Below are 13,747 nucleotides of genomic sequence, written 5' to 3'. Positions count from 1 at the left end.
ATTTTTAGCTTGCTGTAAATTATTTAATTTACTACATACGTTAGCTTACAATTGCTTTAAATATGACAGCGCAACCTTTACACAATTTAGTTCCAGAAAACAATCATTCGGAAAAATGATTCGGTTAACACGTATTTTCCCGGGGTTATTCTTTAATTATTTTTTATTGATAGTGAAAATTGATCCTGGTCAAAACTATATATCTCGAGCATCAATAAAATCCAGCACTCACATTGCTCTCCTTTTTATGATTTCTATGTGTACACAAAAGCTAAAAGCACAAAGCTTTTTTATTTTCAGTTTACTGCTGACATTGATTTTATTTTGCATCACCACCTTATATAACGAAAACACCAATGTAAAACTCATCCCGCAGATGAATTACCTGATGGTTGTTGTGGCTTTGTTTTTCCTTAACGCCGTCATTTTTCTATTCATGCTAATGAAATATTTCACTAACCGTGAAATTTTACCAACACTCATTTTAAGCCTTGCATTTTTAAGTGGCATTTTCTATTTAACTGAAACCATTGTCATTATTCATAAACCTATCAGTGACAGTACGCTTATTCAGGCTAAATCAAATGATGTTTCCATATTATATCTGTTTCGCCAGCTAAGTTTCATTTGCTTAACAGCGTTAGCTCTCTTCTGTTATGACCGAAACAGTATTCTAACGAACAACAAGAAAAAAACCTGCATCCTGTTGTTGGCGCTGATACCTTTCATGTTGTTTCCCTTACTGGCACACAACCTGAGCAGTTATAATCCTGACTATTCCTTATACGTCGTAGATTACTGTCCGGATAGCCATTCTGCGAGCTGGGGAATTAACTACACAAAAATTTTGGTTTGTCTGTGGGCATTTTTGCTGTTCTTTATTATCATGCGCACACGACTAGCAAGCGAACTTTGGCCGTCAATAGCGTTATTATGTCTGGCATCGCTCTGCTGTAACTTACTTCTGCTGACTCTGGATGAATACAATTACACCATTTGGTACATCAGTCGTGGTATCGAAGTTTCCAGCAAACTGTTTGTTGTTGCTTTTCTGATTTATAACATTTTTCAGGAACTGCAACTCTCCAGCAAACTGGCGGTTCATGATGTGTTGACCAATATTTATAATCGCCGTTACTTTTTCAACAGCGTAGAGTCATTATTGTCGCGACCTGTTGTGAAGGATTTTTGTATCATGCTGGTAGATATTAACCAGTTCAAACGCATCAATGACCAATGGGGGCATCATGTGGGTGATAAAGTGCTGGTTTCAATTGTCGATATTATCCAGCAAAGTATCCGCCCCGATGACATTTTAGCCCGTCTTGAGGGTGAAGTATTTGGCCTGCTATTTACCGAACTCAATGCTGCCCAGGCAAAAATTATTGCTGAACGTGTGCGTAAAAATGTCGAACTCCTGACCGGCTTTAGTAACAGATATGCTGTTCCTGAACCAATGACTATCAGCATTGGCAGTGTTTTTTCCACCGGAGATACGCACAATCTTTCACTTGTCATGACAGAAGCAGATAAAGCCTTACGTGAGGCGAAAAGCGAGGGAGGCAACAAAGTGATTATTCATCGTCTTTGAGTGCAAAAATATTCACCGCCATGCTTTTTGCGTGGCTTTTGCATACAATTAATATCTAATACCACTAAATTTCTCCTCCCCAACGGCACAGAGATGAGTATAATTAGCGCCCCTGTGCCAGGCCGCAATCGAACTTTAACTGGTTTTCTCATTTCACTAACCGAAGGAGTGCCATTTATCATGAAATTGCACCATAGAATGCTCCGGCATTTTATCGCCGCAAGTGTCATTGTGCTGACATCTTCCTTCCTTATTTTTGAACTTGTCGCCAGCGACAGAGCGATGAGCGCCTACTTGCGCTATATCGTCCAGAAAGCGGATTCCTCCTTTCTCTATGATAAGTATCAAAATCAGAGTATTGCCGCACATGTCATGCGCGCACTTGCTGCTGAGCAGTCAGAGGTGTCGCCAGAACAGCGACGTGCTATCTGCGAGGCTTTTGAAACGGCCAATAATACTCATGGATTAAATCTGACGGCCCATACTTATTCTGGCTTGCGCGGGACATTACAGAGCGCATCCGATGACTGTGACACAATTGTGGAAGCAGCGGCGCTATTACCCGCATTTGATCAAGCGGTGGAAGGCAATCGCCATCAAGATGAATATGGTTCCGGTCTTGGGATGGCCGAAGAGAAATTTCACTATTATCTCGATCTCAATGACCGCTATGTCTATTTTTATGAGCCGGTCAATGTTGAATACTTCGCCATGAATAACTGGTCGTTTTTGCAATCAGGAAGCATTGGCATTAACCGTAAAGACATTGAAAAGGTGTTTACCGGTCGAACCGTATTATCGAGCATTTACCAGGATCAGCGTACCAAACAGAATGTGATGAGCCTGCTGACGCCGGTTTATCTCGCAGGTCAACTTAAAGGGATAGTGCTGCTGGATATCAATAAAAACAACCTGCGGAATATCTTTTACACTCATGACCGCCCTCTCCTCTGGCGTTTTCTCAATGTTACGCTTACCGATGTAGATTCGGGTCGGGACATTATTATCAACCAGAGTGAAGACAATCTGTTTCAGTATGTCAGTTACGTCCATGACTTACCTGGCGGAATTCGCGTTACATTATCCATTGATATTCTTTACTTTATTACATCTTCATGGAAAAGCGTTGTCTTCTGGCTGCTGACCGCATTGATATTACTGAATATGGTGCGCATGCACTTCCGCTTGTACCAAAACGTGACTCGCGAAAATATTAGCGATGCGATGACCGGATTGTATAACCGCAAAATATTGACTCCTGAGTTGCAGCAACGCTTGCAGCGCCTGGTTCAGGCAGGTTCTGCAGTCATGTTTATTGCTATTGACATGGACAAGTTAAAGCAAATTAATGACACACTCGGCCACCAGGAAGGTGATTTAGCGATTACTTTATTGGCACAGGCGATTAAACAGTCGATTCGTAAAAGCGATTATGCTATCCGTCTCGGCGGTGATGAATTTTGCATTATCCTGGTCGATTCGACGCCACAAATTGCTGCGCAATTGCCTGACCGTATCGAAAAACGCCTGCAACATATCGCGCCGCAAAAAGAGATCGGCTTCTCTTCCGGTATTTACGCGATGAAAGAAACCGATACGATTCACGATGCTTATAAAGCGTCCGACGAACGTCTGTATGTCAATAAACAGAACAAAAACAGCAGTTCATGATAATCTTCTGTGGTTGTTTAGTTATAAATCCAGGAGCGTGAAATGACTGAAATGGCTAAAGGAAGCGTGACGCATCAGCGCTTAATCGCTTTATTATCACAAGAAGGCGCTAACTTCCGCATTGTCACCCATGAAGCGGTGGGCAAATGTGAAGCGGTGTCAGAAATTCGCGGCACCGCTTTAGGTCAGGGCGCTAAGGCGCTGGTATGTAAAGTCAAAGGTAATGGCGTTAATCAACATGTATTAGCGATACTTCCTGCCGATCAACAGGCCGATCTGAGCCAACTCGCCAGTCACATTGGCGGGTTACGCGCCTCGCTTGCCAGCCCGGCGGAGGTCGATGAACTCACGGGCTGCGTTTTTGGCGCCATCCCGCCTTTCAGCTTCCACCCCAAACTCAAACTGGTCGCTGACCCACTACTCTTCGAGCGATTCGATGAAATTGCCTTCAACGCAGGCATGCTGGATAAATCAGTTATTCTTAACACCGCAGATTATTTACGCATTGCGCAACCAGAGCTGGTCCATTTCCGCCGTACTGTATAACTAGCTGGTCCGTTCAAGTAGCAAAACTGACAGTACCAGCACAACCGCAATGGCAAAAAACGATGACGTGATAATCAGTGTCTCAATGAACATTTGATCGTTCATGGTTTTACCCCTGGAGATAACTGTTTTCACGTTATTGTTAGCGTACGCGAATGGCAGTTTGATGACAATTCTCCCTATTTTTTATGCAAAAAGTGTAATTAATGTCTGATTCCTGCCCTCAGCAAGCGTAAAGTACGGGGGATAATTATTTTTTGGCAAGGAAACCACGATGTTTGATGTCACTTTGTTAATCCTCCTCGGATTAGCTGCGCTGGGCTTTGTCAGCCACAACACCACTGTCGCCGTTTCAATTCTGGTGTTGATCATTGTCCGCGTCACACCGTTGAGCACCTTTTTCCCCTGGATTGAAAAACAAGGGTTGAGTATCGGGATAATTATTCTCACCATCGGTGTTATGGCGCCAATCGCCAGCGGGACGCTGCCACCATCAACACTTGTTCACTCGTTTCTGAACTGGAAATCATTAGTCGCTATTGCCGTAGGCGTGATTGTTTCCTGGCTTGGCGGACGCGGCGTCACGTTAATGGGTAGTCAGCCACAACTGGTAGCCGGATTGCTGATGGGTACGGTTTTAGGCGTAGCGCTTTTTCGCGGTGTGCCCGTCGGCCCGCTTATTGCTGCTGGCCTGGTTTCGCTGATTATTGGTAAGCAGTAGTTTTTGCCGCAGCCGCCATAAGCATAAAAACAAAGTGCTATAGTGGCGTGGCAATGTTGCGTGAAAGGGAGAACAAACACGATGAATATTCAGTGTAAACGCGTCTATGATCCGGCTGAACAAGGCGATGGTTATCGCGTACTGGTCGATCGTCTCTGGCCGCGTGGTATCAAAAAAACAGATTTAGCACTTGATGAATGGGACAAAACCATCACGCCTTCAACGGAATTACGCAAAGCCTTTCACGGCGAAGTGATCGATTTTGAAACCTTTCGCGAACAATATCTTGCAGAACTGGCGCAGCATGAGCAAGAAGGGAAACGACTGGCGGATATTGCCCGCCAGCAGACACTAACCCTACTCTATTCGGCAAAAAATACCACGCAAAACCATGCTCTGGTGCTGGCCGATTGGCTACGCAGTTTGTAATTCTCGCCCAGCATCCGGTTGTTATTTTCTATCAGCCGGATGATCCCTGCGCCATAATGCCCATTCATCAATCGTTTCGCCGCCCGGTAATTTGCAATTGTTGCTGACCCCTTGCGCTGTTTGTACCGGAATAAGCGTACCTCCCTTTTGCTGGCAGTAGACCGATGCAGGATTAGCCATTCCAACATGTGGCGGTTTAGGCGCATCGGGTTGAGAAGCAGTTGAACACCCCGCCAGGACTAACAGGCAAGGCAAAGCAAAACGGATAATTTTCATATAGTGATCTCACTCGTTTATCTACTCTTTAGAGTATCGCGGTATCGTTATGTTTTGCAGCACTATTTCTTTTACATTCATTCAAAATACATTACGTCTGGTTTCATCTTCGTTGATGATGTTTTATCATGCCTGCAAAGATTAAATATTCAGCATTTTACCTACCACCTCCTGGAGTTCTTTCGTGTCAGATCAGATCATTGCCCGCGTCTCGCAGTCACTCGTCTCGGAACAGTCTCTGGAAAGTCTGGTCCGGCAACTTCTGGAGATGCTAGAAATGGTTACCGACATGGAGTCGACGTATCTGACAAAAGTGGATATTGACGCGCGCCTGCAACACATTTTGTATGCCCGTAATAGCCAGAAAATGCACATCCCGGAGAATTTTACCGTTTCCTGGGATCACTCATTGTGCAAACGCGCAATTGATGAGAACTGTTTTTTCAGCGATGAAGTCCCTGACCGTTGGGGCGACTGCATTGCGGCACGCAATCTTGGGATCACGACATTTCTGAGCACGCCGATTCACTTACCGGATGGCTCATTCTACGGCACGCTTTGCGCCGCCAGCAGCGAGAAACGCCCGTGGAGCGAACGCGCGGAGCAAGTTTTGCAGTTATTCGCCGGGCTTATTACACAATACATCCAAAAAGAGGCGCTGGTTGAGCAATTGCGTGAAGCTAATGCGGCGTTGATTGCGCAATCTTATACTGACTCTTTGACGGGACTGCCGAATCGAAGGGCAATTTTTGATAATCTGACGACACTGTTTTCTCTCGCGCGGCATCTGAAACGTAAAGCCATTATTGCCTTTATCGATCTGGATAACTTCAAATTAATCAATGACCGTTTTGGTCATAATAGCGGCGATCTGTTTCTTATTCAGGTTGGCCAGCGCCTTAACACACTACATCAGAATAGCGAGATTATTGGTCGTCTCGGCGGTGATGAATTTTTGGTCGCGTCGCTGGCCGATGAAAATGCCGATATCCCGTCATTGCGTGAGCGTATTCAGCAGCAAATACGCGGTGAATATCACTTAGGTGATGTTGACTTGTTTTATCCTGGCGCCAGCCTCGGCATTATTGAAGTGGATCCTGAAACAACTGATGCCGACAGCGCCCTGCATGCCGCCGATATTGCAATGTACCAGGAGAAAAAACACAAAGAGAAAAAACCTTTTGTCGCGCATTCAGCTCTGGATTCCTGAGGCGTATTCACATCCTTTTGATTGGTGATAACATGCGAATCGGTATTATTTTCCCTGTCGTAATCTTTATTACGGCAGTCGTATTTTTAGCGTGGTTTTTTATTGGCGGCTATGCTGCCCCGGGAGCATAAAGATGAAAAAAACAACGATTATTATGATGGGTGTTGCGATTATTGTCGTCCTTGGTACCGAGCTAGGGTGGTGGTAACACAGCACCTGTAAAAATAGCAAAGGCTGCGAAAAAGCAGCCTTTGTTTTATTTGAGCGTTAGCTTTTGACTTTTCTGTAGATAAACAGCACGACAAGCGCACCGATCACCGCAACCACGAAGCTGCCAAAGTTAAAGCCATCGACTTTACCAAAACCAAACAGTGTACTGATCCATCCGCCGACCACGGCGCCGACAATCCCCAACAGGATAGTCATGAAGAATCCACCACCATCTTTACCTGGCATAATCCACTTCGCCAGAATACCAGCAATAAGCCCAAAAATAATCCATGACAGAATGCCCATTTTATCCTTCCTTATCTGTTTTGTATTAGCGAGTTGGCCGCTAATAAAAAGCATAGCACAACATCAAAGAAGTAAAAATTGTGATGAGCATCACGCATATTTTTTTTGCGATGGCGCATAAAATGGCGAATTTTTCTATCAGGTAAAATTACCAGCCACAAACATCATGTTCGTTTTCTGTGTCATAAGAGCGCACCGTGTTAACAAGATCTTTTAACACTTCCGCCGCAACTTCTGGCACCAGCAATGTCATCGGTGTCTCTGTTTCGTAATCAACAGAGACACCATTACTGTTATTGGTGACGGTTACGGTATACGTTGCTTTGCCCATAATTCATCTCCCGGTATGAATGACTTTCCGTTGTTTTGCGCCTTCCATCAGGACTTCAGGGGCAACGAAGAAGTCGATGTTGAAATAAGTATCGTCTGTCATGGCTTCAATGTTGTGCCATTTTTCCGGCGGGAACACCGCAAATTGCCCCGCTTCGATAAGGATCACCTGATCAGGTTCTGTGCTGTGTTCATCAGCATAGCCGAGATATTTGACCGCCCCATGCATAACGGACAATCGAGGGTAAACCCCGGGACGAGTTCCTTTATCAAGATGACGTTCGAATATTCCGGCAGGTGCGGTTTGTTTATTCCAGAAAGGTGTTGAGCGTGTATGAATGTAATTCTGTGGGATTTGTAGCATCCTTCTCCCTCCTTCGGTAAATGCGCTGAAAACCGTTTATTCCAGCCGTTTCAGGGTACGCCTGATAATTTGCATTTTAAATACCATTTATTGGTTACTTTTTAGCACTGCGTCAACGCCCAGTCGCGGTAGCGTTCAGGAGGGAAGCCCGCGGCATCGCGGGCGGAAAGCATTAAGATTGCAGCGTCGCCAGTCGAGCGGCAAAACCGACAAACATCAAACCAATCAGAGAGTTGCCTAGTTTTGCCAGTTTCTTTTTAGTGCGAATGTACTGCGTGACAAAGGCGCCGGAAATAATCAGGAAGCTCAAATAACAGAAGCTGACTATCTCAAGTGTCATCGCCAGAATAAAGAACGAAATACCCGTATGTGGCGCATTAACGTCGATAAATTGCACGAAAAATGACACGTAGAATAAAATAGCTTTCGGGTTGGTCAGGCTCAATATTAAGGCGCGCTTGAAAATAGCGCCATATTGCGGTTCATCCGATTTGGCCTCGCTATTGTTGCCCTTCAGGGTGGCGTAAAGAATTTTACCCCCAAGATAGAGCAAATAAAACGCGCCAAGATAACGTACGATGTTGAATAATATCGGTGTGGTCTTAATCAACGTTGCCACACCTGCCCACGCCAGAAACATTAATACCGCATCACCAATAAATACGCCGCAGGCTGCAAGATAACCACCTTTCACTCCACTGCTGACGCTATTTTTAAGCACAAACAAAGTATTCGGCCCAGGCACCAGCACGATAAAAATGGCCCCAACCAGATAGGTCCAGTAATTCAGAACCCCATATTCAGCGAACACGTTAACCTCTTTAATTTTCTTTGGGAAATGCGCGATTAAAGGTGAATATGCTAACCAATCTGTAGTGGCTTAGAAAGGAGAAAATCAGGTTTTAACCTGATAATAACCCGATAATTGAATCATTAATCAGGCGTGATCCAGTGAAAAATTCGGGTAGTGCTCGGCAAAATACTGGCGTAAAAACTCTACCGTTATCCGCACCTTCGCTGATGTTGCCAGCCTGGATACATACACCGCCCAGACATTCGCGGGCTGATAATACTCCGGTAGTACCTGCACCAAATGGCCACTGGCAATATTTTCGCTGACATCCCACCAGGAGCGCAGCGCAATACCCTGACCATCGAGACACCATTGATGCACTATTTCACCATGATTAGACGCTAGCGGGCCAGTGACTTTAATGGCGTGGTTTCCTTCTTTATTGCGCAATTGCCAGACGCCAAATGGATGATCGCGCTCTTTTATAACCAGACAAGGTAACGCTGAAAGGTCCGTGAAATGTTTCGGCGCACCATGTTGTGCAATAAATTCCGGCGACGCGCAGAGGATACGGTAATTGGTCGCCAGTTTGCGGGCGATTAAGTTAGGTGCAATGTCATCACCAATACGAATATCGAGATCGACGCCTTCATTGACCAGGTCGACCAGTCTGTCTTCCACGTCAAAGCGTAATTCCAGTTGCGGATAAGCCTTTGCCAGCGCCGATAATGCCGGAGCTACAACTCGCCGTCCAAACCCAAAACTACTGATAACACGCAACATCCCTTGTGGCACGAGGCGCACGTCGGAGAGTTCATCCATCATCTGCCCGACATCCTGCAATATGCGCTGCGCCCACTCATAAATCCGCTCACCTTCTTCGGTGATCGTCACGCGACGAGTGGTGCGGTGTAATAACACCACGTTCAGCGTTTGTTCCAGTAAGGCGATACGCTTGCTAACGAAAGCCGGAGAAACACCCATTTCTTCTGCTACAGCAGCAAAACCAGCCCGGCGAGCCACCAGCATAAAGACGCGCAAATCGTTCAGCAGCGGTAAATTATTCATGATTCGTGTTTTATGTTTCACCAGTTGCGGGGATTAATTCCTTTTCAGTCAATTATAGGATGAGGGTATTGTCAATTTTGATGGTCAGGAAGTGAGAACCCAATGATGAAAACGTTTCGGATCGCTGCAATACCCGGGGATGGAATCGGCAAAGAAGTCCTTCCTGAAGGGATTCGTGTGTTACAGGCTGCCGCTGAACGCTGGGGCTTTGCCTTAAGCTTTGAGCAGATGGAATGGGCAAGTTGCGAATATTACAGCCATCACGGCAAAATGATGCCGGACGACTGGCATGAACAACTCAGCAGTTTCGACGCTATCTACTTTGGTGCCGTCGGCTGGCCGGATACCGTTCCGGACCATATTTCGTTATGGGGATCGCTGCTGAAATTTCGCCGTGAATTTGACCAATACGTTAACCTGCGTCCGGTCCGCCTCTTTCCTGGCGTACCTTGCCCACTGGCGGGGAAACAACCTGGCGATATCGATTTTTACGTAGTGCGCGAGAACACGGAAGGCGAATACTCGTCTCTGGGTGGACGGCTAAACGAAGGAACGGAGCATGAGGTTGTCATCCAGGAATCGGTATTTACCCGCCGTGGCGTCGACCGTATTTTGCGTTATGCCTTTGAACTTGCACAAAGCCGCCCACGTAAGACGCTAACTTCTGCCACTAAATCGAACGGTTTAGCCATCAGCATGCCGTACTGGGACGAACGCGTGGAAGCAATGGCAGAAAATTACCCGGCGATCCGCTGGGACAAGCAGCATATTGATATTCTCTGCGCGCGCTTTGTGATGCAACCAGAACGTTTTGACGTGGTGGTGGCATCCAATTTGTTTGGCGATATTCTTTCCGACCTTGGCCCGGCCTGCACCGGCACCATCGGCATTGCCCCATCCGCCAACCTGAATCCGGAACGTACTTTCCCGTCGCTCTTCGAGCCTGTCCACGGTTCCGCGCCGGATATCTACGGGAAAAATATTGCTAACCCTATCGCCACGATTTGGGCCGGTGCAATGATGCTCGATTTCCTCGGCAATGGCGATGAGCGTTTCCAGCAAGCGCATAACGCTATTCTGGCAGCGATTGAAGAAGTGATTGCTCACGGGCCGAAAACACCCGATATGAAAGGCAATGCCACCACGCCACAGGTTGCCGACGCGATTTGCAAAATTATTTTGCGTTAAGGTCAAACCAGTTTATTTGAACCGCGTCACTGACGCGGTTTTTTTATTCATTCTCTTCAGTAAATAACCTGCGTCATTTCACCTTTTATTGTTTCCGTTTCGTGTTTTATGGCTTTCCGTATTCTTAATTGTTTAATTTATGTAACATGCAAATAATCAATTTGTTAAACACAACATGCAATTCATTACCCTGCACATAATTACAACTGGCAAAAGCCAGAGACGGGCTTTTATGCCCAGGAGATGACTCATGATGAGCAATGTTAAGAAAAAAGATGTGCCGCTGATAAGCATCAGCCTGGTGGCCATTCTTTTCATCGCAGCTGCATTAAGCCTTTTCCCACAACAATCGGCCGACGCGGCCAACGCAATATTCACTTTTGTCACGCGTACGTTAGGTTCCGCCGTACAGGTATTGGTTTTGCTGGCAATGGGACTGGTGATTTATTTAGCCACCAGTAAATACGGCAATATTCGTCTTGGCGAAGGAAAACCGGAATACAGCACGCTCTCCTGGCTGTTTATGTTTATTTGTGCCGGTTTAGGTTCTTCTACGCTTTATTGGGGGGTTGCTGAGTGGGCCTATTATTATCAAACGCCTGGTTTAAATATCGCGCCGCGTTCACAACAGGCACTCGAATTTAGCGTTCCCTACTCCTTCTTCCATTGGGGCATCAGCGCCTGGGCAACTTATACGCTGGCCTCATTAATCATGGCTTACCACTTTCATGTGCGGAAAAATAAAGGGCTGAGCCTTTCCGGCATTATTGCTGCTATTACCGGCGTTCGCCCGCAAGGTCCGTGGGGAAAACTGGTCGATTTGATGTTCCTGATCGCCACTGTCGGCGCACTGACCATTTCCCTGGTCGTCACCGCCGCAACCTTTACCCGTGGGCTTTCCGCGCTGACCGGTTTACCGGATAACTTCACCGTGCAGGCATTTGTGATCCTGCTTTCCGGCGGCATTTTTTGCCTTAGCTCGTGGATTGGTATCAACAACGGTTTGCAACGTCTGAGCAAAATGGTTGGCTGGGGCGCCTTCCTGCTGCCATTGCTGGTTCTGATTGTCGGCCCAACCGAATTTATTACCAACAGCATCATCAATGCCATCGGCCTGACCACGCAAAACTTCCTGCAAATGAGCTTATTTACCGATCCGCTTGGCGATGGTTCATTTACCCGCAACTGGACCGTTTTCTACTGGCTGTGGTGGATCTCATACACCCCTGGCGTAGCAATGTTTGTCACTCGCGTTTCCCGCGGTCGTAAGATTAAAGAAGTTATCTGGGGCTTGATCCTCGGCAGCACCGTCGGTTGCTGGTTCTTCTTCGGTGTAATGGAAAGCTATGCCATTCATCAGTTTATCAATGGCGTAATCAACGTCCCACAGGTGCTGGAAACACTGGGCGGTGAAACTGCCGTTCAACAAGTTCTGATGTCGTTGCCAGCCGGTAAATTGTTCCTCGCCGCATACCTGGGCGTGATGATTATTTTCCTTGCCTCGCATATGGATGCGGTGGCCTACACTATGGCGGCGACCAGTACGCGAAATCTCCAGGAAGGTGACGATCCTGACCGTGGGCTGCGTCTTTTCTGGTGCGTGGTGATCACACTGATCCCGCTTTCAATTCTGTTCACCGGCGCGTCGCTGGAAACAATGAAAACCACCGTCGTGCTCACAGCCCTTCCCTTCCTCGTCATTTTACTGGTGAAAGTCGGCGGATTTCTTCGCTGGCTGAAACAGGATTACGCCGACATTCCGGCTCATCAAGTTGAACATTATCTCCCGCAGACACCGGTAGAAGCATCGGAAAAAGATCCGCTGATCCCGGCAGGAACGGTATTCAAAGGCGACAACTGAACGCCATCATCCTAACGATAAAGGTATCCCTATGAGCAATCTGAGCCCTGACTTAGTACTACCCGAAAATTTTTGCGCTAACCCGCAAGAGGCATGGACTATTCCGGCCCGTTTCTATACCGATCAGAACGCCTTTGAACACGAAAAAGAGAACGTCTTCGCCAAAAGCTGGATTTGCGTCGCCCACAGTAGCGAACTGGCGAATGCTAATGATTACGTGACGCGTGAGATCATTGGCGAAAGCATCGTGTTGGTACGCGGTCGTGATAAGGTTTTGCGCGCGTTCTATAACGTGTGTCCGCACCGTGGTCATCAGTTGTTGAGCGGTGAAGGAAAAGCAAAAAATGTGATTACCTGTCCGTATCACGCATGGGCATTCAAACTCGATGGCAACCTGGCCCACGCACGTAACTGTGAAAACGTCGCTAATTTCGACAGCGACAAAGCGCAACTGGTCCCGGTGCGTCTGGAAGAATATGCCGGATTCGTCTTCATCAACATGGACCCCAACGCCACCAGCGTTGAAGATCAGTTACCCGGTCTGGGCGCGAAAGTGCTGGAAGCCTGCCCGGAAGTCCACGACCTGAAACTGGCGGCCCGCTTTACCACCCGCACGCCTGCCAACTGGAAGAACATTGTCGATAACTATCTCGAGTGCTATCACTGTGGTCCGGCGCATCCAGGTTTCTCCGACTCCGTTCAGGTTGATCGTTACTGGCACACCATGCACGGTAACTGGACACTGCAATACGGTTTCGCCAAACCATCAGAACAGTCGTTTAAATTTGAAGAGGGTACGGATGCGGCATTCCACGGTTTCTGGCTGTGGCCGTGCACTATGCTGAACGTCACACCGATCAAAGGGATGATGACGGTCATTTATGAATTCCCGGTGGATTCTGAAACCACCCTGCAAAACTACGATATTTACTTCACCAATGAAGAGTTAACCGACGAGCAAAAATCGCTGATTGAGTGGTATCGCGATGTGTTCCGTCCGGAGGATTTACGTCTGGTTGAAAGCGTACAGAAAGGGCTGAAATCGCGTGGCTATCGTGGTCAGGGGCGCATCATGGCCGACAGTAGCGGTAGCGGGATTTCCGAACACGGTATCGCCCATTTCCATAATCTGCTGGCGCAGGTATTTAAGGACTAATGACATCGGCGGCGGTCTATTCCGCCG

General features: G+C 47.0%; 18 protein-coding genes. 11 read left to right on the top strand and 7 right to left on the bottom strand.

The genetic code is table 11. From position 1 onward, the window contains the following. The first annotated feature begins 115 nt into the window (after window positions 1-115). The 3 genes from FEK66_RS10060 (at window position 116) to yeaK (ending at window position 3,808) form a co-directional block, all read left to right on the top strand. On the top strand, window positions 116-1,591 hold the full coding sequence (locus tag FEK66_RS10060; protein ID WP_138158571.1) for a GGDEF domain-containing protein: 1,476 nt from the start codon (window positions 116-118) through the stop codon (window positions 1,589-1,591). Window positions 1,592-1,771: 180 nt separating this feature from the next. Further along, window positions 1,772-3,262: a diguanylate cyclase DgcJ gene (dgcJ, locus tag FEK66_RS10055; RefSeq protein WP_130257813.1), complete on the top strand. Its 1,491-nt coding sequence runs from the start codon at window positions 1,772-1,774 to the stop codon at window positions 3,260-3,262. A 42-nt stretch (window positions 3,263-3,304) separates the two neighbouring features. Next, window positions 3,305-3,808, top strand: a complete 504-nt coding sequence (gene yeaK, locus FEK66_RS10050) for a mischarged aminoacyl-tRNA deacylase (protein ID WP_135407018.1) — start codon at window positions 3,305-3,307, stop codon at window positions 3,806-3,808. Here the strand turns inward: yeaK and yoaI are convergent, their stop codons facing one another. Next, window positions 3,809-3,913, bottom strand: coding sequence for a small membrane protein YoaI (gene yoaI, locus FEK66_RS10045; RefSeq protein ID WP_130218789.1), 105 nt, complete (start codon window positions 3,911-3,913; stop codon window positions 3,809-3,811). A 169-nt stretch (window positions 3,914-4,082) separates the two neighbouring features. Between yoaI and FEK66_RS10040 the strand changes: the two genes are divergently transcribed. Continuing rightward, on the top strand, window positions 4,083-4,529 hold the full coding sequence (locus tag FEK66_RS10040) for a DUF441 domain-containing protein (RefSeq protein ID WP_130208396.1): 447 nt from the start codon (window positions 4,083-4,085) through the stop codon (window positions 4,527-4,529). An 81-nt stretch (window positions 4,530-4,610) separates the two neighbouring features. Further along, window positions 4,611-4,958: a DUF488 domain-containing protein gene (locus tag FEK66_RS10035; protein WP_064529217.1), complete on the top strand. Its 348-nt coding sequence runs from the start codon at window positions 4,611-4,613 to the stop codon at window positions 4,956-4,958. Window positions 4,959-4,979: 21 nt separating this feature from the next. On the opposite strand, the gene FEK66_RS10030 is transcribed toward FEK66_RS10035, so the two are convergent. Beyond that, window positions 4,980-5,234, bottom strand: coding sequence for a DUF333 domain-containing protein (locus FEK66_RS10030; protein WP_130257684.1), 255 nt, complete (start codon window positions 5,232-5,234; stop codon window positions 4,980-4,982). 184 nt (window positions 5,235-5,418) lie between these two features. Between FEK66_RS10030 and FEK66_RS10025 the strand changes: the two genes are divergently transcribed. The 3 genes from FEK66_RS10025 to yoaJ are packed head-to-tail and all read left to right on the top strand — an operon-like array spanning window position 5,419 to window position 6,652. After that, on the top strand, window positions 5,419-6,444 hold the full coding sequence (locus FEK66_RS10025; protein WP_130259884.1) for a sensor domain-containing diguanylate cyclase: 1,026 nt from the start codon (window positions 5,419-5,421) through the stop codon (window positions 6,442-6,444). Between the two features lie 32 nt (window positions 6,445-6,476). After that, a complete protein-coding gene (locus FEK66_RS10020) occupies window positions 6,477-6,575 on the top strand; it encodes a YoaK family small membrane protein (RefSeq protein ID WP_001219350.1) in 99 nt (32 codons plus the stop codon). A 2-nt stretch (window positions 6,576-6,577) separates the two neighbouring features. Beyond that, window positions 6,578-6,652, top strand: a complete 75-nt coding sequence (yoaJ, locus tag FEK66_RS10015) for a protein YoaJ (protein WP_001386836.1) — start codon at window positions 6,578-6,580, stop codon at window positions 6,650-6,652. Between the two features lie 59 nt (window positions 6,653-6,711). Here the strand turns inward: yoaJ and FEK66_RS10010 are convergent, their stop codons facing one another. The 5 genes from FEK66_RS10010 to dmlR form a co-directional block, all read right to left on the bottom strand. Further along, window positions 6,712-6,960, bottom strand: a complete 249-nt coding sequence (locus FEK66_RS10010) for a GlsB/YeaQ/YmgE family stress response membrane protein (protein WP_064529219.1) — start codon at window positions 6,958-6,960, stop codon at window positions 6,712-6,714. A 148-nt stretch (window positions 6,961-7,108) separates the two neighbouring features. After that, the gene (locus tag FEK66_RS10005; RefSeq protein WP_064529220.1) at window positions 7,109-7,291 is read right to left on the bottom strand and encodes a DUF1869 domain-containing protein; all 183 of its coding nucleotides are present in this window, start codon (window positions 7,289-7,291) and stop codon (window positions 7,109-7,111) included. 3 nt (window positions 7,292-7,294) lie between these two features. Continuing rightward, window positions 7,295-7,645: a DUF1971 domain-containing protein YeaR gene (gene yeaR / locus FEK66_RS10000; RefSeq protein WP_240725503.1), complete on the bottom strand. Its 351-nt coding sequence runs from the start codon at window positions 7,643-7,645 to the stop codon at window positions 7,295-7,297. Window positions 7,646-7,826: 181 nt separating this feature from the next. Continuing rightward, window positions 7,827-8,465 carry a leucine efflux protein LeuE gene (gene leuE / locus FEK66_RS09995; RefSeq protein ID WP_130208404.1) on the bottom strand — a complete coding sequence of 213 codons (639 nt, stop codon included), beginning with the start codon at window positions 8,463-8,465 and terminating at the stop codon, window positions 7,827-7,829. 126 nt (window positions 8,466-8,591) lie between these two features. Further along, a complete protein-coding gene (gene dmlR / locus FEK66_RS09990; protein WP_130223483.1) occupies window positions 8,592-9,515 on the bottom strand; it encodes a DNA-binding transcriptional regulator DmlR in 924 nt (307 codons plus the stop codon). A 102-nt stretch (window positions 9,516-9,617) separates the two neighbouring features. On the opposite strand from dmlR, the gene dmlA reads away from it, so the two are divergent. The 3 genes from dmlA (at window position 9,618) to yeaW (ending at window position 13,720) form a co-directional block, all read left to right on the top strand. Continuing rightward, complete coding sequence (gene dmlA, locus FEK66_RS09985) at window positions 9,618-10,703, top strand: multifunctional D-malate/3-isopropylmalate/tartarate dehydrogenase (protein ID WP_131161143.1); 1,086 nt, start codon at window positions 9,618-9,620, stop codon at window positions 10,701-10,703. Window positions 10,704-10,953: 250 nt separating this feature from the next. Continuing rightward, window positions 10,954-12,564 carry a BCCT family transporter YeaV gene (yeaV, locus tag FEK66_RS09980; protein WP_130259886.1) on the top strand — a complete coding sequence of 537 codons (1,611 nt, stop codon included), beginning with the start codon at window positions 10,954-10,956 and terminating at the stop codon, window positions 12,562-12,564. Window positions 12,565-12,595: 31 nt separating this feature from the next. Then, the gene (gene yeaW / locus FEK66_RS09975; protein WP_033869918.1) at window positions 12,596-13,720 is read left to right on the top strand and encodes a carnitine monooxygenase, oxygenase subunit YeaW; all 1,125 of its coding nucleotides are present in this window, start codon (window positions 12,596-12,598) and stop codon (window positions 13,718-13,720) included. The last annotated feature ends 27 nt before the right edge of the window (window positions 13,721-13,747 follow it).

Origin of the sequence: Escherichia sp. E1130, assembly GCF_005781065.1 — a bacterium.
Classification (GTDB): domain Bacteria; phylum Pseudomonadota; class Gammaproteobacteria; order Enterobacterales; family Enterobacteriaceae; genus Escherichia.
Note: the sequence above shows the minus strand (reverse complement) of the source record. Positions and strands in the feature narration are given on the sequence as shown.

Excerpts from the sequence above, each read along its gene's own strand:
- FEK66_RS10060 (WP_138158571.1), top strand. The coding sequence starts at position 116 with ATGATTCGGTTAACACGTATTTTCCCGGGGTTATTCTTTAATTATTTT.
- dgcJ (WP_130257813.1), top strand. The coding sequence starts at position 1,772 with ATGAAATTGCACCATAGAATGCTCCGGCATTTTATCGCCGCAAGTGTC.
- yeaK (WP_135407018.1), top strand. The coding sequence starts at position 3,305 with ATGACTGAAATGGCTAAAGGAAGCGTGACGCATCAGCGCTTAATCGCT.
- yoaI (WP_130218789.1), bottom strand. The coding sequence starts at position 3,913 with ATGAACGATCAAATGTTCATTGAGACACTGATTATCACGTCATCGTTT.
- FEK66_RS10040 (WP_130208396.1), top strand. The coding sequence starts at position 4,083 with ATGTTTGATGTCACTTTGTTAATCCTCCTCGGATTAGCTGCGCTGGGC.
- FEK66_RS10035 (WP_064529217.1), top strand. The coding sequence starts at position 4,611 with ATGAATATTCAGTGTAAACGCGTCTATGATCCGGCTGAACAAGGCGAT.
- FEK66_RS10030 (WP_130257684.1), bottom strand. The coding sequence starts at position 5,234 with ATGAAAATTATCCGTTTTGCTTTGCCTTGCCTGTTAGTCCTGGCGGGG.
- FEK66_RS10020 (WP_001219350.1), top strand. The coding sequence starts at position 6,477 with ATGCGAATCGGTATTATTTTCCCTGTCGTAATCTTTATTACGGCAGTC.
- FEK66_RS10010 (WP_064529219.1), bottom strand. The coding sequence starts at position 6,960 with ATGGGCATTCTGTCATGGATTATTTTTGGGCTTATTGCTGGTATTCTG.
- FEK66_RS10005 (WP_064529220.1), bottom strand. The coding sequence starts at position 7,291 with ATGGGCAAAGCAACGTATACCGTAACCGTCACCAATAACAGTAATGGT.
- dmlR (WP_130223483.1), bottom strand. The coding sequence starts at position 9,515 with ATGAATAATTTACCGCTGCTGAACGATTTGCGCGTCTTTATGCTGGTG.
- dmlA (WP_131161143.1), top strand. The coding sequence starts at position 9,618 with ATGATGAAAACGTTTCGGATCGCTGCAATACCCGGGGATGGAATCGGC.
- yeaV (WP_130259886.1), top strand. The coding sequence starts at position 10,954 with ATGATGAGCAATGTTAAGAAAAAAGATGTGCCGCTGATAAGCATCAGC.
- yeaW (WP_033869918.1), top strand. The coding sequence starts at position 12,596 with ATGAGCAATCTGAGCCCTGACTTAGTACTACCCGAAAATTTTTGCGCT.